Raw genomic sequence first — 24,430 nt, forward strand, 5'->3', positions numbered from 1 at the left:
CTCAGCGCGGCGCGCGTGCCGATGACGCACGTCGCGCGGCCTGGGCGCGCAGCAGCGCCATGAAGGCCCGTGCGGCCGGGGTGGGATCGGGCCGCCACACCGCATAGGTCAGAAAGCCGAAGCGCTCCTTCAGCGCAACCGTCACCACCCCGCGCATGGCCGTGGCCATGGTCTGCGGCACGATGCCCACGCCCAGGTCGGTGGCGACCAGTTCGCGCATCAGATCGGCATGGGTGACCTCGTACTGCTGGCGCTGCCGCAGGCCGGCCTGCGCGAAGGCCGCATCGACGATGCCGCGCACGCCGGCGCCGGCGATCAGCCCGGCCATCGGTTCGTCGTCCAGCTCGGCCAGCGCCACCCGCTTGCGCGTGGCGAAGCGATGGCTGGGCGCCACGATCAAGGCCAGGGCTTCCTCGTGCAGCAGCAGCCGCTGTTCCGGCACCGCGACCTGCGGGCCGACGCCGACCAGGGCCACATCCAGCCGGCCTTCGCCCAGGTCGTGCAGCAGGGCCTCGCTCATGGCGGTGCGCAGGTGCACGTCTACCCGCGCATGCGCGCTGCGAAAGGCGCGCAGCAGCGTCGGCAGCTGCACGGTGGTGAGCGAGGAGATCTGCCCCAGCGTGAGCCGGCCGCGCACCGTGCCCAGGGCCTGGGCCATTTCCTCGTGCAGGCGTTCGGCCGCGCGCAAGGTGGCGCGGGCGTTGTGCAGAAACACCTCGCCGGCTGCGGTGGGCCGCACCTGACGGGTGCCGCGCTCGAACAGGCGCGCACCGAGGGATTCCTCGATCTTGGCGACCTGGTGGCTGAGCGCCGATTGCACGGTGTTGCACCGGCGTGCGGCGGCGGTAAAGCCGCCTTCCTCGGCCACGGCCACGGCAAACTCCAGCTGGCGCAGGGTCAGCATGCGATCTCCAAACGCGATGGACACGGTGAAAACAATACATTGGAAAGATGCCGCATCGCTGCCCACACTGCGCCCATTCCTACAGCAGGCACCTGCCATGACCGTCGAACCGATTGCCCACCCGTCATTGCCGCGCCGACTGGTGCTGCTGATGGCCGCCGCCACCGGGCTGGCGGTGGCAAGCAACTACTACGCCCAGCCCTTGCTGGAGACGCTGGCGCAGGCGTTCGGGATCCAGGTGCGCAGTGCCGGGGCGGTGGTGACCGCCGCGCAGCTGGCCTACGCGGCGGGGCTGCTGTTGCTGGTGCCGCTGGGCGACCGGCTGGAGCGGCGCGGGCTGATCGTCGGCCTGTTCGTGCTCAGTGCGCTGGGGCTGCTGGTGAGCGCCGCCTCGCATAGCTTCGGCATGTTGCTGGCCGGCACGATCGTCACCGGTGCCAGCTCGGTGGCGGCGCAGATCCTGGTGCCGTTTGCCGCGACCCTGGCCGCCCCGCACGAGCGCGGGCGGGTGATCGGCACGGTGATGAGCGGCCTGTTGCTGGGCATCCTGCTGGCGCGCACCGCGGCCGGGGTGCTGGCCGGCGTTGGCGGCTGGCATACGGTGTACTGGATCGCCTCGGGCCTGTTGCTGGTCACCGCCTTGCTGCTGTGGCGCGGACTGCCGCGGCACCCGGGCAATGCGCAGCTGTCGTATCCGCAGCTGGTGGGTTCGGTGCTGACGCTGCTGCGCGACGATGCGGTGCTGCGCTCGCGTGCGGTGCTGGGCGGGCTGATCTTTGCCGGCTTCAGCATGTTCTGGACCACGCTGGCGTTCCTGTTGTCCGGGCCTGCGTATGGCTATGGCACGGCGGTGATCGGGCTGTTCGGCCTGATCGGTGCGGCCGGCGCGCTGGCGGCCAACCGTTCCGGTCACTGGTCCGATCACGGCCATGGCGACCGCGTCAGCTGGGGCGGGCTGGTGATGCTGCTGCTGTCGTGGGGATTGCTGGCGTTCGCGCCGCAGTCGATCGCGCTGTTGATCGTCGGCGTGCTGCTGCTGGATATCGCGGTGCAAGGCGTGCACATCGCCAACCAGAGCGTGATCTACCAGCGTAATCCGAACGCGCGCAATCGCATCACCTCGGCCTACATCACCTGCTACTTCATCGGCGGTGCGGTGGGTTCCACGCTGGGCACGGCGGCATATGCGCAGGCCGGCTGGAACGGTGTGGTGATCGGTGGGGCGGTGCTGGCGGTGGCGGCACTGGGCTGGGTGGGACTGAGCGTGGCGCGCAAGCACTGGAAGTAGGTGCGGCTGCCGGAACGGCGCCGCGGCCACCGGATCAAGTGGCCTGCGCGCGCATCGCGGTGCGTCGGCATCGCCGCCCACATCGATGCGGCAGTGGCTGCGCGGCGTGCATGCGCACCGTGCACGCGCACCGCCGACGACGCACTAGGCCTTGCTGGTTGCCAGGCGCGGTGCGCCCTCTGCCGGCGCGGTGGTGACCGCCACGGCAGCGGCACGCAGTTTGGGCAGCAGCCGCAGGGTCAGTGCCAGCTGGTCGCGCACCAGGCGCTGCTTGGGCGGCAGTTGCACGGCATGCTGCTCCAGCGCTTCGGCGGTGGCGATTTCCTGGCTTTCGTCGTGCGCCGGCAGCGGCTGGCGTTCGCGCAAGGCGGTGGCGATTTCGCCCAGCGCGCGCTGCAGGTAGTCGCCGGCCTGCGCGATGGCAGGATCGTGTTCGCCATCGAGCGCGGCGCGGTGCGCGCCGAGCGCAGACAGATAGCCGAGCAAGGTGTTGGACAGCGCCAGGAAGCGGAAACCGGCATCCAGGTTGCGCCGATAGCGGCCCGGTTCGCGCAGCATGTTGGACAGCGCCACCGACAACGCGGCATCGGCGTTGTGCATGTCGCGGCGCGCGATGCGGTAGGGCAGGTCGTCGCGCATGCCGCTGGCGTATTGCTCCAGCACCTGGGCCAGATAACGCGCGCAGCTGGCCAGCACCGTGGCCATCACCTGATTGAGGCGGCGGCCCTGCCAGTCCGGCAGGATCAGGAACGAGGCGGCCGCGGCGATCGCGCAACCGATCAGCGTGTCGATCAGGCGTGGCCAGATCAGCACGAAACCATCGCCAAGCAGGTTGAAGCAGAACAGCGCCATCACGGTGATGCCGGCGGTGGCCAGCATGTAGCGATCGGTGCGGGTGATGAAGAAGATCAGCGCGGCGGCCAGCGCCAGCAGCAGCTGCACTTCGGTGCCGGGGAACAGCTGCATCAGCGCCCAGGTAGCGACCAGGCCGATCAGGGTGCCGGCGATGCGCTGTACCAGCCGCAGGCGGGTGGCGCCGTAATTGGGCCGGCACACGAAAGCGGTGGTGAGCAGGATCCAGTAGCCGTTGTCGGCATGGATGGACTGCATGATGGCGTAGCCGACCACCAGCGCGATGGCCATGCGCAGGCCGTGGCGGAACAGCACCGAGCCGGGCGTGAGTTGCTGCATCAGACGCGCGGCCATTTCGCGCAGGGTGTGCGGCGAGGAGTCGCGCAGGCGGGTGTCGAGGTTGTCGCTGGTGGAATCGGATTGCGCCGCTTCCGACAGCTTGCGCTCGATGCTTTGCAGGTTGGTCACCAGCAATTCCAGCGCGCCGAGCAGGCGCGCCAGTGCGGGGTCGGCACGCGCGTGCAGGTAGTCCAGCGATTGCCGCAGGTCTTCGGTGGCCAGGCGGCTGTTGTCGCCGTAATCGAACGGATGGCGCAGGCGGATCGCCTCGCCCAACGCGGCGCAGGCCTTGCCCTGCAGCGCGAGCAGGCGCTGGCAGCGGTACAGCACGTCGCTGTGGAAGAACGCGTCGGTCAGCGCTTCGTAGGGATAGTGCGAGGAGCTGGCGCGCTCGTGGAATTCCTGCGCCATGTAGTACAGGCGGAAATACAGGCCCGATTGCACGCCCGGCCGCCCCGAGCGGCCGAAGCGGCTCATGATCGCGGTCTTGGCGGCGTTGAGCGCGCCGACCACCTTGGCGTTCTGTTCGGCGAGCGCGAGCCGGCGTGCGTGCAGGTCGCTCTGCCGCACCGGTTCGAACAGGTCGGCCTTGAGCTTGAGATAACGGCCCAGCTCGAAGAACAGCCGCGACAGCCGCTCGCGCACCGGGCGATTGGCGAACAGCAGGGTCCACAGGATCGACAGCACGCCGTACCAGGTGGCGCCGATCAGCAGCAGCATCGCGCCATGCCAGGCGATCGACGGATCGTGGCTGCCGTGCTGGTCCATGCCGATCATGGCGTAGATCGACAAGGCCACGGTGGCCTGCGCGATCGAGGCGTAGCGCTCGCCCAGCGCGCCGAGCAGGGTCAGCGAGAAGGTCGCCACCGCCATGCCGGTCACGAACGCCAGCGGATACGGAAACAGCAGCACCACCGACGCGGCGGCGGCGGCGAAACACAGCAGCGACAGCAGCACCGACTTGATGCGGCCCAGCCAGTTGTCATCGGTCTCGGCGATGGCGCTGGCGATCGCGCCCAGGAACAGCGCCGGCACCGCGGTGAGCTGCTGCCAGTGCCAGCACACGCCCATTGCCACCGCCAGCGCGATGAACACACGCAGGCCATAGCTGGCCTTTTCATGGGCCCACAGGCGGCTCAGGCGGGTTTCGAAGGAAGTGGTGGCCACAGTCTCTGCAAGGCAAGGTGCCCGGGCATTATTGCCGCAGGCACACGCCATCGGGGTGGAGGGCGGCTAGTTCTTTGTCAGTAGCCGCGTTGTCGCAAGTGCCGGGGGCAACACGCTCAGGCCTGTGCGCCCTGCTCGCGGGCGATCGCACGCCAGCCGATGTCGCTGCGCTGGAAGGCGCTGGCCCAGTGGATCGGCTGCAGACCGGCATAGGCATTGCGCTGCGCTTCCAGCACGCTATCGCCCAGCGCGGCCACGCACAGCACGCGGCCACCGGCACTGACCACCTCACCGTTTGCATTCAATGCGGTGCCGGCATGGAAGACCTTGGCGGTGGCCGGCACCGCGTCCAGGCCGCTGATGACCTCGCCGGTGATCGGGGCTTCGGGATACGGCTTGGCGGCAATGACCACGCCCAGCGATGGGCGCGGGTCCCACTGCGCCTGCGCGGTGTCGAGCTTGCCGTCGATGGCGGCGTCCAGCAGGTCCACCAGGTCCGACTGCAGGCGCAGCATCACCGGCTGGGTTTCCGGGTCGCCGAAGCGCACGTTGAACTCGATCACCTTGGGCGCGCCATGCGCATCGATCATCAGCCCGGCGTACAGGAAGCCGGTGAACGGCACGCCGTCGGCGATCATGCCTTGCACGGTCGGCTCGACCACCTCGCGCATCACCCGCGCGTGCACCTCGGGCGTGACCACCGGGGCAGGCGAGTACGCGCCCATGCCGCCGGTATTGGGGCCGGTGTCGCCATCGCCGACACGCTTGTGGTCCTGGCTGGTGGCCATCGGCAAGGCGTGGGTGCCGTCGACCATCGAGATGAAGCTGGCTTCTTCGCCATCGAGGAATTCCTCGATCACCACGCGCGCGCCGGCATCGCCGAACGCGTTGCCCGAGAGCATGTCGCGGACCGCGTCTTCGGCCTCGCTCAGCGTCATCGCCACGATCACGCCCTTGCCGGCGGCCAGGCCGTCGGCCTTGACCACGATCGGTGCGCCTTTCTCACGCACGTAGGCCAGCGCGGCGTCCACCTCGGTGTGCACCGCGTAATACGCGGTGGGGATGCCATGACGCGCGAGAAAATCCTTGGCGAAGGCCTTGCTGCCCTCCAGCTGCGCGGCCTTGGCGGTTGGCCCGAAGATGCGCAGGCCCAGCGCGTGGAAACGGTCGACCACGCCCAGCACCAGCGGCACTTCCGGGCCGACCACCGTGAGCGCCACGGCTTCGCGCTGCGCCAGCGCCAGCAGGCCATCCAGGTCGTCGACCTTGATCGCCACGTTGCGGCATTTGGCTTCGGTCGCGGTGCCGGCATTGCCGGGTGCCACCAGCACCTCGCTCACCTGCGCAGACTGCGCGATCTTCCAGGCCAGGGCATGTTCACGGCCGCCGGAGCCGATGACGAGGATTTTCATTTGAGTGCCGAGATTGGGGAGTCGTGATTGGGGATTGGTTGAAGCAAGGCAGAGACCGGAAACAGGAGAGACCAGAGCGACGTTGCCACTCCCGAATCCCCACTCCCGAATCCCGGCACGTCAGTGCCTGAAATGCCGCACACCGGTGAACACCATCGCGATGCCGTGTTCGTCGGCGGCGGCGATCACTTCGCCATCGCGCATCGAGCCGCCGGGCTGGATCACCGCCTTGATGCCGGCCGCAGCGGCGGCATCGATGCCGTCGCGGAACGGGAAGAACGCATCCGACGCCATCACCGAGCCGGCCACCGTGAGCTTGGCTTCCTCGGCCTTGAGCGCGGCGATCTTGGCGCTGACCACGCGGCTCATCTGCCCGGCGCCCACACCGATGGTGCGGTGGTCCTTGGCGTAGACAATCGCGTTGGATTTGACGTACTTGGCCACGCGCCAGGCGAACAGCAGGTCGCCCAGTTCGGCCTCGCTGGGCGCGCGCTGGGTGACCACGCTCAGTTCACCCAGCGACATGCCGCGGTTGTCGGACGACTGCATCAGCAGGCCCGAGCCGATCCGCTTGGTGTCGTAGTTGTTGAGGCCGTTGCCGTGCGGGATCTTGAGCACGCGCACGTTGGCTTTCTTGGTCGCGTAGTCGAGCGCGCCCGGCTCATAGTCCGGCGCGATCAGCACTTCGACGAACTGGCGATCCAGAATCGCTTTCGCAGTCGCCGCATCCAGGGTCTTGTTGAAGGCCAGGATGCCGCCGAAGGCGCTGGTCGGGTCGGTGGCGTAGGCCAGCTCGTAGGCATCGCCGCAGCCTACGCCCACCGCCACACCGCAGGGGTTGGCGTGCTTGACGATCACGCAGGCCGGCGCATCGAACTGGCGCACGCATTCCCACGCCGCGTCGGCATCGGCCAGGTTGTTGTAGCTCAGTTCCTTGCCCTGCAATTGCTGGAAGGTGGCCAGCGTGCCCGGCACCGGATACAGGTCGCGGTAGAACGCGCCAGCCTGGTGCGGGTTCTCGCCGTAGCGCAGGTCCATCACCTTGACGAAGTTGGAATTGATCTGTGCCGGGAACGGGCTGCGCGTGGGCACGTTTTCGGTGCTGTCGGCCACCGCCGACAGATAGTTGCTGATCGCCGCGTCGTACTGCGCCACGCGGTTGAACGCGGCCACCGACAGCGCAAAGCGCCTGGCCGCCGACAGCTGGCCGTCGTTGGCGTCGAGTTCGGCCAGCAGCTCGGCGTACTGCGCCGGGTCGGTGGCCACCGCCACGCGGGCGAAGTTCTTCGCCGCGCTGCGCAGCATCGCCGGGCCGCCGATATCGATGTTTTCCACCGCATCGGCCAGCGTGCAGTCGGCCTTGGCGGTCACCGATTCGAACGGATACAGGTTCAGCACCAGCAGGTCGATCGGCACGATGCCGTGTTCGGCCATCACCGCTTCGTCGATGCCGGCGCGGCCGAGCAGGCCGCCGTGCACCAGCGGGTGCAGGGTCTTGACGCGGCCGTCCATCATCTCCGGGAAACCGGTCAGCTCGGCGACGTCGGTGACCGGCAGGCCCGCCTCGCGGATCGCCTTGGCGGTGCCGCCGGTGGACAGCAGCGCGACGTTGCGCGCTGCCAGCGCGCGGGCCAGATCGATCAGGCCGGTCTTGTCGGAAACGGAGAGCAGGGCCCGGCGCACGGGCAGGAGATCAGAGGCCATCGGTGGGGGATATCAAAGCGGAGCAGCCCATATTGTAGGCCGCGCCGGCGCTTGAATGGACCCAAGCGCCCGCAATGGCGTCGATCCATGCGCCGAAAAGGCGTTGCCAGGCGCTGCTGCAGTCTATGGCGGGCGCGCTGTCGCGCGGCGGCATCAGCGCCGACCGGGCGTTCGCAGCAGCGGTGGCGTTGCTGGTGGCCGCCGCGGCATCCGCTGTGGCCGGGCATGAACGTGTGCCACCGCGACGGGATTCGATGATTGCGCAAAACTCTTCTTGGTTCCGGTCGTGCACTGACGAACACAATCCGGAGCCGGTCGCAGATTGATCAAAAAGACCTGTCTTCGGGCGTGGAATGCATGCCTGTTCTTTGGTAATGCGCACCTGTCTTCTGCTACGGCGACAGTTGCCAGCGCCGGGCTGACCGACGATCTATGCTCGCTGATCGATTCACTCAACCGGTTCACCAGCAACGACGCTTTCGGCGAGGCGTCCCGTCGCTACTTGCTGCAACGGCTGTCGCGCAGGAGCCAGCCTTGCCATCACTCCCCGCTGCGTCTTGCCGTCACGGCCGTCCATGACCCTGCGATTCAAGCAAGACACCGCAGCGCGCGTGCGCCTTGTGGCGTTCGTCGATGACCAACCGTCGCAGTGCCGGTACTGCCCTTGCCAATGGGCCGATCCGTCTCGCCCTCACGGCAGGACGCTCCGCACCCGTTCGTCGGCCAGGGCATGCATGCCGGTTTGCGCAGCTGCTCGGAACATTCCTATGAGATCACCCTTATGAATCGCGAAAAAGTCCTGGCATTACGCACCTGCACCAACAACATGTCCGATCACTGCGGGCTGATCTGGCCGCAGTCGGGCAGTGTCGAATGCCGGCATTGGCAACCCAGCATCAAGCAGGAAAACGGCCTGACCGGCCTGTTATGGGGACAGGGAACCAATGCGCATCTGAACATGCATGCCGATGCGCACTGGGTGGTCTGCATGGTCGATACCGCCGACATCATCTGGCTGGGCGAGGAGGGCATGATCAAGTTTCCCCGGGCCGAGGTGGTCTACGCCGGCAGCCGTGCCGGTGCCATGCAGTGCATTGCCGCGGGCATTGCGCAGCACGCGCCGCCCCAGCCGGAGCCGCCGGCAACGCCGGTCATTGCCGCGGATTTCATTCCCAAGGCAGCGCAGGCGCAATTCACCGCACCGCTCGTCGAAAGCGCTGCGCATTCCACCGCGCCAATGCCGGTTGCGACCCACGGCATCGATCCACAAACCGCACAGGCTACAGCTGCGATCCTGCGCACACGCGAAATCGCCACCTACGGCAGCACGCTCACCGGCGCCGATCAGAGCCAGCTGATCGCAGGCTATGGAAGTACCGAAACCGCAGGTAACGGCAGCGAGTTGATCGCCGGCTATGGCAGCACCGGCGTGGCCGGATCCGACAGCACCATCGTCGCCGGCTACGGCAGTTCCCAGACCGCAGGCGGGGGCAGCACACTGACGGCCGGCTATGGCAGCACCCAGACCGCGCGCCATGGCAGCGATCTGACCGCAGGTTACGGCAGCACGGAAACCGCGGGTGCAGACAGCTCGCTGATCGCCGGCTATGGCAGCACGCAAACTTCCGGCGGCGACAGCTCGTTGACTGCCGGTTACGGCAGCACCCAGACCGCACAGAACGGCAGCGACCTCACCGCAGGCTACGGCAGCACCAGCACCGCAGGCACCGACAGCTCGTTGATTGCCGGCTATGGCAGCACCCAGACTTCGGGCGGAGAAAGCTCGCTGACCGCCGGCTATGGCAGCACGCAGACCGCGCAGGACGGCAGTGACCTCACTGCCGGCTACGGCAGCACCGGCACCGCAGGTGCCGACAGCTCCCTGATTGCCGGTTATGGCAGCACGCAGACCTCGGGTAACGACAGCTCGCTGACTGCAGGCTACGGCAGCACGCAAACCGCCCGCACCGGCAGCGACCTCACCGCCGGTTACGGCAGTACCTCCACCGCCGGTGCGGACAGCACGCTGATCGCCGGTTATGGCAGTACCCAGACCTCCGGCGGCGACAGCTCGCTCACGGCCGGCTATGGCAGCACGCAGACCGCGCGCAAAGGCAGCGATCTGACCGCCGGCTACGGCAGCACCGCAACCGCCGGTGCGGACAGCACGCTGATCGCCGGTTATGGCAGTACCCAGACCTCCGGTGGCGACAGCTCGCTCACTGCCGGCTACGGCAGCACGCAGACCGCGCGCAAAGGCAGCGATCTGACCGCCGGCTACGGCAGCACCGCAACCGCCGGTGCAGACAGCACGCTGATCGCCGGCTATGGCAGTACGCAGACCTCTGGCGGCGAAAGCTCACTCACTGCCGGCTACGGCAGTACGCAGACCGCGCGCAAAGGCAGCGACCTGACCGCCGGCTATGGCAGCACCTCGACGGCCGGTGGCGACAGCACCTTGATTGCAGGGTACGGCAGCACGCAAACCTCTGGCGGTGACAGCTCACTCACCGCTGGCTATGGCAGTACGCAGACCGCGCGCAGCGGCAGCGACCTGACCACCGGTTACGGCAGTACCTCCACCGCCGGCGCCGACAGCACGCTGGTCGCGGGCTATGGCAGCACGCAGACTTCCGGTGGTGATAGCTCGCTCACCGCCGGTTACGGCAGCACGCAAACGGCGCGCAGCGGCAGCGACCTGACCACCGGCTACGGTAGTACCTCCACCGCTGGCGCCGATAGCACGCTGATCGCCGGTTACGGCAGCACCCAGACCTCCGGCGGTGACAGTTCGCTCACTGCGGGCTACGGCAGCACGCAAACGGCGCGCAAGGGCAGCGACCTGACCACCGGCTACGGCAGTACGTCCACGGCCGGTGGCGACAGCACCTTGATTGCAGGGTACGGCAGCACGCAAACCTCTGGCGGTGACAGCTCACTCACCGCTGGCTACGGCAGTACGCAGACCGCGCGCAGCGGTAGCGACCTGACCACCGGCTACGGCAGTACCTCCACCGCTGGCGCCGACAGCACCTTGATTGCAGGGTATGGCAGCACGCAAACCTCTGGCGGTGACAGTTCGCTCACCGCCGGCTATGGCAGCACGCAGACCGCGCGCAAGGGCAGCGACCTCACCACCGGTTACGGCAGCACGTCGACGGCTGGTGCCGACAGCACGCTGATTGCCGGTTATGGCAGTACGCAAACCTCCGGTGGCGACAGTTCCCTGACGGCGGGATACGGCAGCACGCAGACCGCGCGCAAAGGCAGCGATCTGACCGCCGGCTACGGCAGCACCTCCACCGCCGGTTCGGACAGTTCATTGATCGCCGGCTACGGCAGCACGCAGACGGCCGGCTTCAAGAGCATCCTGACCACCGGCTATGGCAGCACCCAGACCGCGCAAGAGGGCAGCATGCTCACTGCCGGCTATGGCAGTTCTTCCACCGCGGGCTCGGACAGCTCGTTGATCGCCGGCTACGGCAGCACCCAGACGGCCGGCTTCAAGAGCATCCTCACCGCCGGCTACGGCAGCACGCAAACCGCGCAGGAACGCAGCACGCTCACCACCGGTTACGGCAGCACCTCGACAGCAGGGCATGACAGTACGCTGATTGCCGGCTACGGCAGTACGCAGACGGCCGGCTACAAGAGCATTCTCACCACCGGCTATGGCAGTACCCAGACCGCGCAGGAAAGCAGCTCGCTGATCGCCGGCTACGGCAGTTCCTCCATGGCCGGCCCGGACAGCTCGCTGATCGCAGGGTATGGCAGTACCCAGACCGCCGGTTACGGCAGCACCCAGACCGCGCAGAGCAGCAGCTGGCTGATCACCGGTTATGGCAGTACCTCCACCGCCAGCTTCCAAAGCTCGTTGATTGCCGGCTATGGCAGCACGCAGACGGCCGGTTACGAAAGCACGCTGACCGCCGGATACGGCAGCACCCAGACCGCGCAGGAAATCAGCTGGCTCACCACCGGTTACGGCAGTACGCAAACCGCCGGCCATGGCAGCATCCTGACTGCCGGTTACGGCAGCAATTCCACCGCCGGCTACGAAAGTACCCTGATTTCCGGCTATGGCAGCACGCAGACCGCCGGTTACGAAAGCACCCTGACGGCCGGTTACGGCAGCACGCTGACCGCGCTGGAAAACAGCTCGCTCACCGCCGGCTACGGCAGTACCGAAATCGCCGGGTTTTCCAGCATCCTGATCGCCGGTTACGGCAGCAGCCAGACCGCCGGTGGCGACAGCACGCTGACTGCCGGCTATGGCAGCACCCTGACCGCGCAGGACAACAGCTCGTTGACCGCAGGCTACGGCAGCACCGAAATCGCCGGGCAGGACAGTTCGCTGATTGCCGGCTATGGCAGCAGCTTGACCAGTGGCGTGCGCAGCTATCTGACCGCCGGCTACGGCAGCAACCAGATCGCCAGCTATGGCAGCAACCAGATCGCCAGCTATGGCAGCTCGCTGATCGCAGGACACGAAAGTACCCAGATTGCCGGTCACCGCAGCATGCTGATTGCCGGCAAGCTGAGTTCGCAGACGGCCGGTTCGCGCAGCACGCTGATCGCCGGCATGGGCAGCGTGCAGACCGCGGGTGACCGCAGCAAGCTGATCGCTGGCGCCGACAGCACCCAGATCGCTGGCGATCGCAGCAAGTTGCTGGCCGGCAGCAACAGCTTCCTCACCGCCGGGGACCGCAGCAGGCTCACCGCCGGCGATGACTGCACGCTGATGGCGGGCGACCGCAGCAAGTTGACCGCCGGAAAGAACAGCATCCTGACGGCGGGCGCCAACAGCAGATTGATCGGCAGCCTGGGCTCCACCCTGACCGGTGGCGAAGACTCGGTGCTGATCTTCCGCTGCTGGGACGGCAAGCGCTACACCAACATCATCGCCAAGACCGGGGAAGAGGGCGTCGAGGCCGACACCGCCTATCAGATCGACGACGACAAGAACGTGGTGGAGAAGTTCGACGATCCGTTCGACACGCTCGCCACCATCGTGCCGGACCATGGCAGCGGCCCGGCCCCGGCAGCGGATCAAGCAGCGGTGACGCAATTGCCGAACTGAGCAGGCAACTCGCCCAGGCAATCGGCATCGCCGATCCAGCACTGCAGCCAACCGCCGGATCCCCGGCGGTTGGCCCGATCAGATGAAGAGCGCGCGAGAGCAGGGCACGCTGGGCGCGACAGAAGTATTGCGCCGACGCGTGGGATCAAGAGCGAACACTTTGGGCAGCCCGCCCCGACATCAACATGCTGCGCATTCCACAACACGCAACGAGATCGTCCATCGGCCGCGTCATCACCAAGCGTGCCAGCGCAGCGCATTACCAGCCCGCAGCACACCCCAACGCTCTAACGAATCCCCAATCCCGATTCCCGATTCCCGTCCTACGTCAGCCCGTACTCTTTCAGCTTCTTGCGCAGCGTGGCACGGTGAATGCCCAGCATCGCCGCCGCGCGGCTCTGGTTGCCTTCGCAGTGGTTGAGCACTTCCACGAACAACGGGATCTCCATCTCGCGCAGCACGATTTCGTACACGTCGTCGGCGTCGCTGCCGTCCAGGTCGCGCAGGTAACGGCGGACGGACTGGGCCACGTGTTCGCGCAGCGGCGACTTCGGGGCGCCACGACTGGTGTCAGGACGAGAGGGGGCTGCGTTCAAAGGAGGTTTCCCAGTGTCACGAAGCCGGGACGCGTGGCCGGCGAGGGGGAGTGAGTCTAGCGCGTGACCTCCCCGCTCGCCACGCCCGTGTGGCGGTGGGCGCAGGTCGGGTCCGCTCAGCGGAAGTCGAAACTGAAGGCCGCCGTGCTCGCGGCCGGTTCGCGCACGCGAAACGCAACCTGCACCGCCTGGCCCGGCGCGAGCGTGTCCTGCGCGGCCGGCGGCTGGCCCAGATACTCCTGCGGCGCCAGCACGCGCGTGCCGATCACCCGCCCGTCGGCGTCGGACAGCGACAGCTGCAGCCACGGCCAGGCCTGCGCCCAGCGTGCCTCGTTGCGGAAGCTGGCCTGGATCTGCAGCACGCCCGGCACCCCGGGCAGCGGGCGCACCTCGCGATTGAGCAAGGTCAGTGCGGCCGGCTCGCGCCAGGCCGGCAGGGTGCAGCGCGCCACCGTGCAGGCGGCGCTGACCAGCGGGCGCCAGCGTGCATCGGCGGCCAGCTGCGCACGGTCGGCGATGACGATCTGCAAGGCCAGCAGGCCGACCAGCCCGACCAGCAACGCCCATTGGCGGCCGCTGGCGCGCAGCCGTGGCCGGCTCAGCCCGCGGCGTGCGAATGCAGGCGCGGCCTGGGCCGGCAGCGGCTGGAACTGGGCGGGCGCTGCTGCGTCGGCAGCGCCCGCGTCGTTGCCGCCTGGCTCGGCGTCCGTGTCCGGAGCGGTGCCGGGTGCCGGCGGGGCGGCCAGGTCGGAGGCGGGAGCAGACGCGTTGCCGTGCTCACGCTGCCGGTCTGTGCCTGCCATGCCGCCTGCTGCCACGCCGCGCGGATGCGCGGTGGTCGGCTGTGCAGGGGCAGTGCCGGCGAGCGCGCTGGGGATGTCGCCGGGACCGGCCGCTGTGTCTTCGGCAGGATCGTCGGGCAGCTGGCGCGTGGTCGCCGTGGTCCACGCCAACCGGTCCGGCTCGGCGGCATCTGCCGCGGCCTGGCCGGCATCGCCGGGTGGCAGCGCGACGTCCACCGGAACCGAATCGCTGCGCGGCGCGGCCGCCGGTGGCGCAGACGGTGGCGGGACGAGCGGCGCCGCCGGGGCGGCCACCGGCTCCGCCGACGGCGCCGACACCAGTGCGCCGGCCGGCACCGGCGGCGCGTGCAGCGGCGCTTCGGCCGCAGGCACCACCGGGGTCGGGATCAGCGACGGGGCAGCCGGCGTCGCACGCAGGAACGTGGCCAGGGGGCGGCGCGGTGGCGGGGTCTCGGACATCGGCAGGCGTGCAGCGGGAAGAACCCTATTCAACCACGCGCACGCCAATGGGCGAACCCGGGCGCGTCATGCGTGCGGCACGCAGCCGCAAGCGCAGATGCCGCTTCCATCGACTGCGGGGTACGCATCCCGTTGACTGGCCAACCGTCGCGCCGCTGTGACCACCCCGCCGCAGCCCAAGGCCGCATTCCAGCGCAGACCGCACTTCAGCCAACGAGCAAACGCAACAACCGGCGCACGTCATCCACATCCGACTGAGCCAGCTACCAACACCGAGCTTGCCTCACAAACGAAGCCCCCAGCAGCCTGCCCCCGATTCCCGATTCCCGATTCCCGATTCCCGATTCCCGATTCCCGAATCCCGAATCCCGAATCCCGAATCCCGAATCCCCAACTCAACGCCGACGCCGCGTCTTGCCCTCGGCCAGCAACAGATCGAGCAGGCCGCTGCGCTGACGCGGCGCCAACGTGTCGAAGCGGTTCAGCAGCACGCGTTGCTGCTCGTCCAGATGGCGGTACTGCGCGGGTTCTTCGGCGATCGTCGGCACCGGTGGGCCGAAGGTGCGCTCACCGCGGCCGGTGGCCAGGTATTCGAACGCCATGCCGCTGCGCCTGGCCAGGCCGATCAGGTTGTCCACCGAAGGCGCGGTGCCTTCGGCCATCTCCCACTGCGCCACCGCGCTACGGGTTACGCCCAGCTCGCCGGCCAGGCCTTCCTGGGTCAGCTTGGTCAGGGCGCGGGCTTCGCGGACGCGTTCGTACAACTTGCTCACACGGCACCGTGAGTGGGGAACGGGCCGGGAGATATAGCCCTAGCAGCAATCAGGGATAGTTCGTATACCTTTCATATGCCGATATGTTTGCGATACTGTCCTGGCGTCAATGATGACGGGATCACAGCGAACTCAAGGAGGACATCCATGGTCGAGCCAGCCGCTCCCAAATCCGCCCGTTCCACCACGCCTTCAACGCGGCCCGCCGCGCCACCGCCCGCGGCATGGCCGGCACATTCGCCGCTGGATCCGGCGATCACCCGCTTTCGGGGCGCGCCGTGTTACCAGGTCTGGCAGCGCCAGGACGCGTGGACCGCGGTGGCCGACGGCACGCAGTGGTCGGCCGGGCTGGCGCCGCGGTGGTGGGCGCTGCGCCAGCGGCACTGGCGGCTGCTGGCGCTCAGTGTGGGTTTGCTGGCGCTGGCCGGCGGCCTGGCCAGCCTGGGCCCGCGCACGTGGTCGCTGCCGGCCTGGGCGGCCTTGCTGCTGGCCGAGCTGGGCCTGCGCGTGCAGCTGGCCCGGCAGGCCGGGCCGTGGCGCAACGCGGCGCTGCGGCGTGCCGGCTGGCAGGCGGTGACCCGCCTGCGCGCCATCAGTGTGGCCGATGCGGTGACCACCGCGCAGATCCGCGCCGGCCGGCCACACCGCTGACCCGAGGCGGCGTCAGTGGCGGCGCACGCCGTCGATGCGCATCCAGTCTTCGTCGCGTTCGCAACGCAGTTGCTCGAACCAGGGCGCGTAGCGCTGCAGCAGTTCCTCTTCCTGACCATGCAGGATGCCCGACAGCGCAATCCGCCCGCCCGGTGCCACGCGTGCGGACAAGGTGTCGGCCAGCGCATCCAGCGCCGAGGCCAGTATGTTCGCAACCACCACCGGATAGGTCTGCACCGGTTCGTCCTGCGGCAGGTACACCGCCAGCTGCGCCTGCAAGGCGTTGCGCTCGGCATTGTCGGCAGTGGCCAGCAGCGCCTGCGGGTCGTTGTCCACGCCCACCGCGCTGGCCGCGCCCAGCTTCAGCGCGGCGACGGCGAGAATGCCCGAGCCGCAGCCGAAATCCAGCACGCTGCGGCCCTGCAGCTCGCCACTGCCGGCCAGGCTGTCCAGCCAGCGCAGGCACAGCGCGGTGGTCTGGTGCGTGCCCGAGCCGAACGCCAGGCCCGGATCCAGACGGATCACTGCGGCGTCGGGCGCTTGCGCGGCCTCGGGCAGCGCGTGATTCCACGGCACGATGAAGGTGCGCGCGCCGAACTGCATCGGCTTGAACTGATCCATCCAGGCGCGTTCCCAGTCGCTGTCGTCAACCGTGCGGAACGCCACCTGGCTCCAGTCCAGCCCGGGGTCGAACGCTTCCAGCGCGGCGAGCAGCACCAGCGCATCGCTGTCGCCGTCGAACAGGGCGTTCAGCACCATGGTGTTCCACAGCGGCGTTTCGCCGACGCCGGGCTCGAGAATGGCGCGCTCGTTGCTGGTGTCGGCATTGGCGTCGAGCAGCGTCACCGCCAGCGCGCCGATGTCGTCCAGCGCATTCTGGTAACGGGGCTGGGTGGCGTCGGAGCAGGGCAGGGTCAGTTCAAGAAACGGCATCGTGGCGGTCGGGCAATTCGAAAGCGTGCATCGTAGACCATTCATGCAGGCGGACTCCTGCGCGACGGGCGCCGGATAGGCAGGCGCACCGCGTGCGTGATACCGCGGATGCCGTCGCCTGATCGGTGCAATCCGCACATGCGGCGCGGTGGCGCCGGCCGCTGCCGGCGCAGCACGCGGGCGCGCCGGCAACCAGACGCCCGCTGCGCGCCACGCACGCCACACCCGCGCAGATCACCGTCCTCATGCAATGCACCGTCCGCCGTTCGCTTCGGCAGCGTCCGCTTGCGCGCCAGCGTGCGCGGGCGCGGGTGCTAGACTCCGCGCCGTCGCTGCGGGGCTTTCCGCAGCAGGGTCGCCGCTGTCCATGCCGCTTGCTCGTGCCCGCCATCTCTGGCTGTTGCTGGCTCCCGTCGCGCTCGCGGCGGCGGCCTGGTGGCATGTGCGCGCGCAACCGGGCGATTCGCCCACCGCCGCGCTGCCGGCGGTTGCCAGCAATGCCCGTGCCGGCGCGCCGGCAGCGCGGGCGCACGCGCCCGCCGAACGCGGCACTGCCCTGCAACTGCCCTACCGCGATGCGGTGGACGCGCAGCCAGACCTGTACCGCTATGCGCAGCAATTGCAGCAGCAGGTGCGGGCCGGCAATGCGCAGGCGGGCTGGCGCCTGAGCCGCGTCTACGATTACTGCGCGCCGTATGCGTCCAGCCCGGCCGGTTACGCCGCCGACAGCGCCTGGATCGCCGCGCAACACACACCCGGCGTGGCGGCGATGCACGCGGCGCGCACGCGCGTGGCGCAACGCTGCGCCGGCTTTGCGCCCAGCGATGGCCTGGGCCCGCGGCTGGTGGCGCAGCAGCGGCAGGCAGCCGCGCATGCAGGCAACCTGGCTGCCGAGGCGGCGTTGCTGGCGCTGGGCGAGCCGCTGCAGCGCTCGCCCAGCTACAAGCGCGCGCTGGTGCAACGCGTGCTGACCTCGCGCGACCCGGAGGCCTACCTGGCGCTGGCGCCGGCGATGGGCGCGCGCGCCAGTGGCGATGACAGCCTCGACGGCTACGTGGCCGGCGATCAGTTCGCCGAGCTGGCCTGGCAGGTGGCTGCATGCCGGCTGGGACTGGATTGCAGCGCTGACAGCACCCTGGTCACCAGTTATTGCGCCAATGCGGGCATCTGCTCGCGCAACAGCGCACAGGATTTCGTGTCGTTCGTATTCGATGCCGCGGTGCCGCGGCAGGGAGCAGACAGAGTGGATGAGATGGTCGATAGCTTGGTCTCCGAGCCGGGAGCGCAGTCATGAATTACCGTCGCCTGGCGCATGGCGCCAAGTTCTGGTTCTGGGTCGCGTTGTTCGTGGCGTATTCGGCCGCGGCCGTGGGCATCGTGATGATCGACACCGCCGATCACCGCTACCAGCCGCTGTCGGTCAAGTCGACCACGGTCGCCGCTGACGAACAGCAGCGACGGCATGGCGCCAGCCAGGTGGCCGCGGTGTACCGCGCCAGCAGCGCGATGCCGTTTTCGACACTGCCGGCCGGCTCCACCTTCCAGGTGGTGTGGCCGGATGGCTCCACCGAAACCATGACCGTGGTCGACCCGGCCTCCTCCAGCGGCATCGTGCCGGTGCCGGGCAGCCAGCAGCCGGCGCCGCGGATCCGCTAGCACCCAGGATCCCGTAGGAGCGCACCTGGGCGCGACGAGGTTCCACCGATAAAGCGCGGTCGCGCCCGGGTGCGCTCCTACGCACAGGTCGGCTGGCCTGCGCAATGCACCGGGCAACAACGCAACAAGCCCGGTTTCCCGGGCTTGTTGCGCGGTGCACTGGCCGGTGCGATCAGACCAGCGCGATCGACTTGTTCTTGCGCTCGGCCAGGCGCTTTTCCAGATAGTGGATGTTCTGCCCACCGGCCTGGAAGCCCTTGTCGCGCATGATGCGCTGCTGCAGCGGGATGTTGGTCTTGATGCCGTCCACCACCATCTCGCTCAGCGCCACGCGCATGCGTGCGATCGCGGTCTCGCGATCGGGGCCATGCACGATCAGCTTGCCGATCATCGAGTCGTAGTTCGGCGGCACCTTGTAGCCGGCGTAGATGTGCGTATCCACACGCACGCCCGGGCCGCCGGGCGGATGGAACGCGGTGATCAGGCCAGGATTGGGCATGAAGGTTTCCGGGTCCTCGGCATTGATGCGGCACTCGATCGCATGGCCGCGCAGCACGATGTCGCTCTGCTTGATGGTCAGCTTGCGGCCGGCGGCGATGCGCAGCTGCTCGCAGACCAGGTCGATGCCGGTGATGCGCTCGGTGACCGGATGCTCCACCTGGATGCGCGTGTTCATTTCGATGAAGTAGAAACGCCCGTCTTCGAACAGGAACTCGAAGGTACCCGCGCCGCGATAGCCGATGCGGATGCAGGCATCCACGCAGACCTTGCCGATCTCGTTGCGCAGTTCTTCGGTGATGCCCGGGGCCGGCGCTTCTTCCACCACCTTCTGGTGGCGGCGCTGCATCGAGCAATCGCGTTCGCCCAGATGGATCGCACCGCCCTGGCCGTCGGCCAGCACCTGGATTTCCACGTGGCGCGGATTTTCCAGGAACTTCTCCATGTAGACCTGATCGTTGCTGAAGGCGGCCTTGGCTTCGGACTTGGTGGTTTCGATGGCGGCCTTCAACGCCGCCTCCGAATGCACCACGCGCATGCCGCGTCCGCCGCCGCCGCCGGCGGCCTTGATGATCACCGGGTAACCGATCTCGCGCGCCACCTTGGTGTTGGCGACGATGTCGTCGCCCAGCGGGCCGCCCGAACCGGGCACGCACGGCACGCCGGCGGCCTTCATCGCGCGGATCGCCTCCACCTTGTCGCCCATCAGGCGGATGGTGTCGGCCTTGGGGCCGATGAAGATGAAGCCGGATTCTTCCACGCGCTCGGCAAAGTCGGCGTTTTCCGACAGGAAGCCGTAGCCGGGATGGATGGCCTGCGCATCGGTCACCTCGGCCGCGGCGATCAACGCCGGGATGTTGAGGTAACTGTCGCTGGAGGCGGCCGGGCCGATACACACCGACTCGTCGGCCATGGCCACGTGCTTGAGGTTGCGGTCGACCGTGGAATGCACCGCGACCGTGCGGATGCCGAGCGTGTGGCACGCGCGCAGGATGCGCAGCGCGATTTCACCTCGGTTGGCGATGACGACTTTATCTAGCATGGGATTGGGGATTCGAGAGTGGTGATTCGTAGAGGGCGCCGGGCTCGCGCAGATGGCGCGATTCGTCCAGCGTGCGGATCAATGCATTGAGCCTGGCAAACGTGCGATTCAAAAGATCCAGGGTTGCCGTATCGGGCGAACCGAACTGCAGCCGTGCGGCAATCTGCAGTTGCGTATCCAGTTCCGCCAGCGAACCCCGCGCCATCGACAGATAACGCAGGTACTCGGCAGTGGAACGCCGCGCGGCGCCTTCGGCGATATTGGAAGGCACGCTGATCGCAGCGCGCCGCATCTGTGCCGTTAGTCCGAAACGTTCGGAATCAGGAAAGTCGTGGCTCAGGCGGTAGATCGCTTCGACAAGCGACATCGCATCGCGCCAGGCCATCAGGCGCTCATGCGGCCGCTCTTGCGAATCCCGGCTTTTCCACAGCCGTATGGCTGTCATCACGACTCTCCCATCCCCGCCGCTCAGCCAATCACAAACAACGGCTGATCGAATTCCACTGGCTGGCCGGTTTCGCCGAGGATGGCCACGATGGTGCCGGAGACGTCGGCTTCGATCGGGTTGAACATCTTCATCGCCTCGATGATCGCCAGCGTTTCGCCGGCCTTGACCTGCTGGCCGACGGTGACGAAGGCCGGCTTGTCCGGCGAGGGCGAGGTGTAGAAGGTGCCGACCATCGGCGCGCGCAGCACGTGGCCTTCCGGCAGGGCGGCAGCCTGCTTGGCGCCGCCGGTGGAGGCCTCGGTGGGCGACTGCATCGGCATGCTGGGGGCGGCCGGGGCCTGCGCGGGCGGGGCAGGTGCGTACTGCTGCACCGGCGCGCTCATCACGGTGGTGCCCTTGGGCACGCGTGCCAGGCGCACGCTTTCTTCGCCTTCCTTGATCTCGATTTCGGCGAGATTGGATTCTTCGAGCAGGTCGATCAGTTTCTTGATTTTGCGGAGATCCATACGGGCCTCATGAGGTGAATCGGTGGAGGTTGCCGGCGGCTGCCGGCGGAAGGGGGTCAGGCCGTCGGCGCGGGCGCCGGCGTGGGTGAGCGGGATGTCATGCGTCGCGTTCCAGCCGCGCGATCACCGCTTCCAGCGCCAGCCGGTAGCTGTCGGCGCCAAAGCCGCAGATCACGCCGTCGGCCTTGTCGCTGAGATAGCTGTGGTGACGGAACGGCTCGCGCGCATGCGGGTTGGACAGATGGATTTCCACGAACGGCAATCCCACTCCCAGCAGCGCGTCGCGCAGCGCCACCGAGGTGTGGGTGAAGGCGGCCGGGTTGATCAGGATGTAGGCGGTGCCGTCCTCGCGCGCGGCGTGGATGCGCTCCACCAGCACGTGCTCGGCATTGGACTGCAGGCAGGCCAGCGCATGCCCGGCGGCCTGCGCCCGGTCCACCAGGGCCGCATCGATCTGCGCCAGCGTGGTGCGCCCGTAGACATCCGGCTCGCGGGTGCCAAGCAGGTTGAGGTTGGGGCCGTGCAACAGCAGCAGGTGGGCCATGACATCCGGGAGAGCGGAAAGGCCGGAAGTCTGCGCGATGTCGCCGATGCTGTCCAGATAGGCGAAGTTAGGTCTGTTTTAAACGGTTGTTTTAATTTCGTGGTGGCACGCTGCTGCGTTGGTGTGCCAGGCCCTGTGGGGCTGCGGTTTCGCGGCAGGCGCCCAGCCTTGCCGGTCTGTCGATCGCATGCCGACCATCTGCTGAATCGCCATGGTGCGTAGTGCAGCGCGTCCATTCGCGGAAGCGGTGCGTTCGCTGCCGTGCGTCCCGGCCCCTGCTATCTGTCGTGCTGTCGAGCGGCGTGCTCGGCAACGCCGGCTGGTGTTCGCCGGCATCCAGCCACTTCAGCGCCGATCGGCGCTCGTTCCCTTCATCATCGACCCATGCCGTCCATGCATCGGGCCGCCGTTCGAGCCGGCGTGCCGGCCCGCGGGTCTGACCGACCGGCTCACCTAGCCGCGCGCAGCAACGCATCCTCGGTGATCGCGTTGGTCAGCACGGTCGGCAGCACCGCAGGCGGCGCGCCGGGGCCGTAGACCACGTACAGCGGCACGCCGACGGCCTGGTGCTGGTCGAGGAAGGCGCTGATCCTGGGGTCGACATTGGTCCAGTCGCCTTTCATGTAGACCGCGTCGACGCGGCGCAGTGCGTCGCGGAAGTCGGCGCTGCTCAGCACGTTCTTCTCGTTGGCCTTGCAGGTCACGCACCAGTCGGCGGTCATGTTGACGAACACCACGCGGTTGTCGGCGCGCAGGCGGTCCAGCAACTGCGGCGAGAACGCCACTACGCCTTCGGCGGCAGTGGCGGCCGGCAGGCGCAGGCGGGTGACCCCGACCACCGGCACGATCGCCAGCACCAGCATCACCGCGGCCAGGCCCATGCCGATGCGATGGCTCTTCCAGCGGCTGCGCTCGAAGCAGAACAGGCCCAGCGCCAGCAGCGTGGCGCCAACCAGCATCAGCGCCAGCGCGTCCACGCCGCGCTGCTTGCCCAGCACCCACAGCAGCCAGATCGCAGTGAGATACATCGGGAACGCCAGCACCTGCTTGAGCGTTTCCATCCACGCGCCGGGCGTGGGCAGGCGCCGCGCCAGCGAGGGAATGAAGCCGATCAGCAGGAACGGCAGCGCCAGGCCCAGGCCCAGCGCCAGGAACACCAGCATCGCCAGCAGCGCCGGGGCGGTGAAGGCATACGCCAGTGCGGTGCCCATGAACGGGGCGATGCAGGGGCTGGCCACCACGCAGGCCAGCACGCCGGTGAAGAAATCACCCAGCGGGCCATTGCGCGCTGCCAGCGACTGGCCGATGCCGCCCAGATTGCTGCCCAGCGTGAACACGCCCGACAGGCTCAGGCCCACCGCAAACATCAGATAGGCCAGCGCCGCGACGAACCACGGCTGCTGCAGCTGGAAGCCCCAGCCGGCCGCCTGCCCGGCCGCGCGCAGGCCGATCACCAGCGCGCCGATCGCCGCAAACGACACCAGCACGCCCAGCGAATACCAGATCGCGTGGCTGCGCGCGTGGCTGCGGCTCTCGCCGCTGTGGGCCAGGCCCAGCACCTTCAGCGACAGGATCGGCAGCACGCAGGGCATCAGGTTCAGCACCAGCCCGCCGAGCAGGGCCAGCACCAGCATGGCCAGCAAGCCCTTGTCGGCGTGCGGCGGCTGGGTGCGCTGCGGATTGTCGGCCGAGGCATCTGCGGCCGGCGCTGCAGTCGCTGCGGGCGTCGGTGCCGGCGCCGGTTCCGCAGGCAGCTGCCCGGCCGGCAGCGGCGAGATCATCAGCGGCGCTGCCTGCGCCTGGTTCTGCGGCGACACCGTGCCGGCAGGCAACTCCAGCGCTACCCGGCGGGTCATCGGCGGGTAGCAGATACCGTCGGTCTGGCAGCCCTGGAAGGTCGCCACCAGGGTCGCCTTGACCGGTTCGGCGTGCTCGCGCAGCAGCGGCAAGGTGACTTCGGCCTGGTCGAAATACACCACCACATCGCCGAAGTGCTCATCGCGGTGCGCCTTGCCCTGCGGCCAGCGCGGCAGCCCGGGACGCACGCCGCCGGCGCCTTCCAGCGCCAGCGAGGTGCGGTCGCGGTAGATGTAATAGCCGGGCGCGGGGGTGAAGCGCAGCAGCAGGCTGTTGCCGTCGCCGACGATGGCTTCGAAGGTGAAGGCCTGCTCGGCCGGCAGCGGCAGTGCGTCCACGCCGGCGGCCTGGCCGGTGCTGCCGAACAGCCGCGGGCCTGCCGGTGCGCGCGGCACCAGTGCGCCCAGGTTTTCGCGCGGGGTGGCGGGTGTCGCGGCGGGAGCCGAGGCATCGGGCAGGCGCACGCGCAGCTCGCGGCGTTGCGGCGGGTAGCACACGCCGGCGTCGGCGCAGCCCTGGTATTGCACCTGCAGCACGGCGGTCTGCAACCCGGCATCGGCCTTGCCGGCCAGCCTGGCCTGCAGCTGCTTGCGGTAGGTCTGCACCTGGCCGAAGAACTCGTCGTGCTTGCTCTCGCCTTCCGGCAGCGCCAGCTCGCCGGCGGCAAAGCCTTGCCCGGATTTGACGCTGATGCGGTGGCGATACAGGTAATAGCCCGGCGCGATCTTCCAGTGCAGCGCGATGCTGTCGCGGCTATCGGCGGTGGCGCTCAGGGTGAAGGCCTGATCCACCGGCAGCAGGTCGGCCTCGGTGACCGCAGCTTGCGCGGGCAGGGGCGCCACCAGCGCCAGCGGCGCGGCGAGCAAGGGTACGGCCAGCAATGCGCAGCGGGCGATCCAGCGGGACAGGGACTTCATG

Annotated in this window: 20 protein-coding genes; 7 read left to right on the plus strand and 13 right to left on the minus strand. The window is 68.4% G+C overall.

All coding sequences use genetic code 11. From position 1 onward, the window contains the following. Position 1 precedes the first annotated feature (1 nt). Entirely contained in the window at positions 2 to 904 is a 903-nt protein-coding gene (locus DGN21_RS02480) for a LysR family transcriptional regulator (RefSeq protein WP_215825108.1), read from the minus strand. 97 nt (positions 905 to 1,001) lie between these two features. Here DGN21_RS02480 and DGN21_RS02485 point away from each other — a divergent pair, with 97 nt between their 5' ends. Next, positions 1,002 to 2,192, plus strand: coding sequence for an MFS transporter (locus DGN21_RS02485; RefSeq protein ID WP_215825109.1), 1,191 nt, complete (start codon positions 1,002 to 1,004; stop codon positions 2,190 to 2,192). 144 nt (positions 2,193 to 2,336) lie between these two features. On the opposite strand, the gene yccS is transcribed toward DGN21_RS02485, so the two are convergent. From yccS to purH, 3 genes are all read right to left on the minus strand, one after another. Continuing rightward, complete coding sequence (gene yccS / locus DGN21_RS02490) at positions 2,337 to 4,550, minus strand: YccS family putative transporter (RefSeq protein WP_039811554.1); 2,214 nt, start codon at positions 4,548 to 4,550, stop codon at positions 2,337 to 2,339. 116 nt (positions 4,551 to 4,666) lie between these two features. Continuing rightward, a complete protein-coding gene (gene purD, locus DGN21_RS02495) occupies positions 4,667 to 5,962 on the minus strand; it encodes a phosphoribosylamine--glycine ligase (protein WP_215825110.1) in 1,296 nt (431 codons plus the stop codon). 120 nt (positions 5,963 to 6,082) lie between these two features. After that, positions 6,083 to 7,666 carry a bifunctional phosphoribosylaminoimidazolecarboxamide formyltransferase/IMP cyclohydrolase gene (gene purH / locus DGN21_RS02500; RefSeq protein WP_215825111.1) on the minus strand — a complete coding sequence of 528 codons (1,584 nt, stop codon included), beginning with the start codon at positions 7,664 to 7,666 and terminating at the stop codon, positions 6,083 to 6,085. Between the two features lie 74 nt (positions 7,667 to 7,740). Between purH and DGN21_RS02505 the strand changes: the two genes are divergently transcribed. From DGN21_RS02505 to DGN21_RS02515, 3 genes are all read left to right on the plus strand, one after another. Further along, the gene (locus DGN21_RS02505; RefSeq protein ID WP_215825112.1) at positions 7,741 to 7,992 is read left to right on the plus strand and encodes a hypothetical protein; all 252 of its coding nucleotides are present in this window, start codon (positions 7,741 to 7,743) and stop codon (positions 7,990 to 7,992) included. Continuing rightward, entirely contained in the window at positions 7,989 to 8,303 is a 315-nt protein-coding gene (locus tag DGN21_RS02510) for a hypothetical protein (RefSeq protein ID WP_215825113.1), read from the plus strand. The genes DGN21_RS02505 and DGN21_RS02510 overlap by 4 nt, the downstream gene beginning before the upstream one ends. A 144-nt stretch (positions 8,304 to 8,447) precedes the next feature. After that, on the plus strand, positions 8,448 to 12,746 hold the full coding sequence (locus DGN21_RS02515; RefSeq protein ID WP_215825114.1) for an Ice nucleation protein: 4,299 nt from the start codon (positions 8,448 to 8,450) through the stop codon (positions 12,744 to 12,746). Between the two features lie 323 nt (positions 12,747 to 13,069). Here DGN21_RS02515 and fis read toward each other — a convergent pair whose 3' ends face one another. The 3 genes from fis to DGN21_RS02530 all read right to left on the minus strand — a co-directional run bounded on the left by fis (position 13,070) and on the right by DGN21_RS02530 (position 15,377). After that, positions 13,070 to 13,342, minus strand: a complete 273-nt coding sequence (fis, locus tag DGN21_RS02520; protein WP_002804983.1) for a DNA-binding transcriptional regulator Fis — start codon at positions 13,340 to 13,342, stop codon at positions 13,070 to 13,072. 116 nt (positions 13,343 to 13,458) lie between these two features. After that, the gene (locus DGN21_RS02525; RefSeq protein ID WP_184551365.1) at positions 13,459 to 14,604 is read right to left on the minus strand and encodes a DUF3426 domain-containing protein; all 1,146 of its coding nucleotides are present in this window, start codon (positions 14,602 to 14,604) and stop codon (positions 13,459 to 13,461) included. A gap of 395 nt (positions 14,605 to 14,999) precedes the next feature. Continuing rightward, positions 15,000 to 15,377, minus strand: coding sequence for a helix-turn-helix transcriptional regulator (locus DGN21_RS02530; RefSeq protein WP_039523154.1), 378 nt, complete (start codon positions 15,375 to 15,377; stop codon positions 15,000 to 15,002). A 147-nt stretch (positions 15,378 to 15,524) separates the two neighbouring features. Here DGN21_RS02530 and DGN21_RS02535 point away from each other — a divergent pair, with 147 nt between their 5' ends. Beyond that, positions 15,525 to 16,028 (plus strand): hypothetical protein, encoded by a 504-nt coding sequence (locus tag DGN21_RS02535; RefSeq protein ID WP_184551367.1) that lies wholly within the window; start codon positions 15,525 to 15,527, stop codon positions 16,026 to 16,028. 12 nt (positions 16,029 to 16,040) lie between these two features. Here the strand turns inward: DGN21_RS02535 and prmA are convergent, their stop codons facing one another. Continuing rightward, entirely contained in the window at positions 16,041 to 16,961 is a 921-nt protein-coding gene (prmA, locus tag DGN21_RS02540; protein ID WP_039509979.1) for a 50S ribosomal protein L11 methyltransferase, read from the minus strand. A 367-nt stretch (positions 16,962 to 17,328) separates the two neighbouring features. Between prmA and DGN21_RS02545 the strand changes: the two genes are divergently transcribed. Continuing rightward, on the plus strand, positions 17,329 to 18,255 hold the full coding sequence (locus DGN21_RS02545; protein ID WP_054591308.1) for a hypothetical protein: 927 nt from the start codon (positions 17,329 to 17,331) through the stop codon (positions 18,253 to 18,255). Next, the gene (locus tag DGN21_RS02550) at positions 18,252 to 18,617 is read left to right on the plus strand and encodes a hypothetical protein (protein WP_016903365.1); all 366 of its coding nucleotides are present in this window, start codon (positions 18,252 to 18,254) and stop codon (positions 18,615 to 18,617) included. Before DGN21_RS02545 ends, DGN21_RS02550 begins: the two co-directional genes overlap by 4 nt. A 172-nt stretch (positions 18,618 to 18,789) precedes the next feature. Here the strand turns inward: DGN21_RS02550 and accC are convergent, their stop codons facing one another. The 5 genes from accC to DGN21_RS02575 all read right to left on the minus strand — a co-directional run bounded on the left by accC (position 18,790) and on the right by DGN21_RS02575 (position 24,429). Beyond that, a complete protein-coding gene (gene accC, locus DGN21_RS02555; RefSeq protein ID WP_016903366.1) occupies positions 18,790 to 20,157 on the minus strand; it encodes an acetyl-CoA carboxylase biotin carboxylase subunit in 1,368 nt (455 codons plus the stop codon). Further along, entirely contained in the window at positions 20,147 to 20,602 is a 456-nt protein-coding gene (locus DGN21_RS02560; protein WP_126965247.1) for a four helix bundle protein, read from the minus strand. Before DGN21_RS02560 ends, accC begins: the two co-directional genes overlap by 11 nt. Before the next feature lie 23 nt (positions 20,603 to 20,625). Beyond that, entirely contained in the window at positions 20,626 to 21,111 is a 486-nt protein-coding gene (accB, locus tag DGN21_RS02565; RefSeq protein WP_016903367.1) for an acetyl-CoA carboxylase biotin carboxyl carrier protein, read from the minus strand. 97 nt (positions 21,112 to 21,208) lie between these two features. Beyond that, positions 21,209 to 21,655 (minus strand): type II 3-dehydroquinate dehydratase, encoded by a 447-nt coding sequence (gene aroQ / locus DGN21_RS02570; RefSeq protein WP_039811529.1) that lies wholly within the window; start codon positions 21,653 to 21,655, stop codon positions 21,209 to 21,211. A gap of 449 nt (positions 21,656 to 22,104) precedes the next feature. Next, positions 22,105 to 24,429: a protein-disulfide reductase DsbD gene (locus DGN21_RS02575; RefSeq protein ID WP_104593776.1), complete on the minus strand. Its 2,325-nt coding sequence runs from the start codon at positions 24,427 to 24,429 to the stop codon at positions 22,105 to 22,107. Position 24,430 lies beyond the last annotated feature (1 nt).

Source organism: Xanthomonas sp. MLO165, from assembly GCF_018831305.1.
In the GTDB taxonomy this organism is placed as follows: Bacteria; Pseudomonadota; Gammaproteobacteria; order Xanthomonadales; family Xanthomonadaceae; genus Xanthomonas; species Xanthomonas arboricola.

Excerpts from the sequence above, each read along its gene's own strand:
- DGN21_RS02480 (WP_215825108.1), bottom strand. The coding sequence starts at position 904 with ATGCTGACCCTGCGCCAGCTGGAGTTTGCCGTGGCCGTGGCCGAGGAA.
- DGN21_RS02485 (WP_215825109.1), top strand. The coding sequence starts at position 1,002 with ATGACCGTCGAACCGATTGCCCACCCGTCATTGCCGCGCCGACTGGTG.
- purD (WP_215825110.1), bottom strand. The coding sequence starts at position 5,962 with ATGAAAATCCTCGTCATCGGCTCCGGCGGCCGTGAACATGCCCTGGCC.
- purH (WP_215825111.1), bottom strand. The coding sequence starts at position 7,666 with ATGGCCTCTGATCTCCTGCCCGTGCGCCGGGCCCTGCTCTCCGTTTCC.
- DGN21_RS02505 (WP_215825112.1), top strand. The coding sequence starts at position 7,741 with ATGGCGTCGATCCATGCGCCGAAAAGGCGTTGCCAGGCGCTGCTGCAG.
- DGN21_RS02515 (WP_215825114.1), top strand. The coding sequence starts at position 8,448 with ATGAATCGCGAAAAAGTCCTGGCATTACGCACCTGCACCAACAACATG.
- DGN21_RS02525 (WP_184551365.1), bottom strand. The coding sequence starts at position 14,604 with ATGTCCGAGACCCCGCCACCGCGCCGCCCCCTGGCCACGTTCCTGCGT.
- DGN21_RS02535 (WP_184551367.1), top strand. The coding sequence starts at position 15,525 with ATGGTCGAGCCAGCCGCTCCCAAATCCGCCCGTTCCACCACGCCTTCA.
- prmA (WP_039509979.1), bottom strand. The coding sequence starts at position 16,961 with ATGCCGTTTCTTGAACTGACCCTGCCCTGCTCCGACGCCACCCAGCCC.
- DGN21_RS02545 (WP_054591308.1), top strand. The coding sequence starts at position 17,329 with ATGCCGCTTGCTCGTGCCCGCCATCTCTGGCTGTTGCTGGCTCCCGTC.
- DGN21_RS02550 (WP_016903365.1), top strand. The coding sequence starts at position 18,252 with ATGAATTACCGTCGCCTGGCGCATGGCGCCAAGTTCTGGTTCTGGGTC.
- accC (WP_016903366.1), bottom strand. The coding sequence starts at position 20,157 with ATGCTAGATAAAGTCGTCATCGCCAACCGAGGTGAAATCGCGCTGCGC.
- DGN21_RS02560 (WP_126965247.1), bottom strand. The coding sequence starts at position 20,602 with ATGACAGCCATACGGCTGTGGAAAAGCCGGGATTCGCAAGAGCGGCCG.
- accB (WP_016903367.1), bottom strand. The coding sequence starts at position 21,111 with ATGGATCTCCGCAAAATCAAGAAACTGATCGACCTGCTCGAAGAATCC.
- aroQ (WP_039811529.1), bottom strand. The coding sequence starts at position 21,655 with ATGGCCCACCTGCTGCTGTTGCACGGCCCCAACCTCAACCTGCTTGGC.
- DGN21_RS02575 (WP_104593776.1), bottom strand. The coding sequence starts at position 24,429 with ATGAAGTCCCTGTCCCGCTGGATCGCCCGCTGCGCATTGCTGGCCGTA.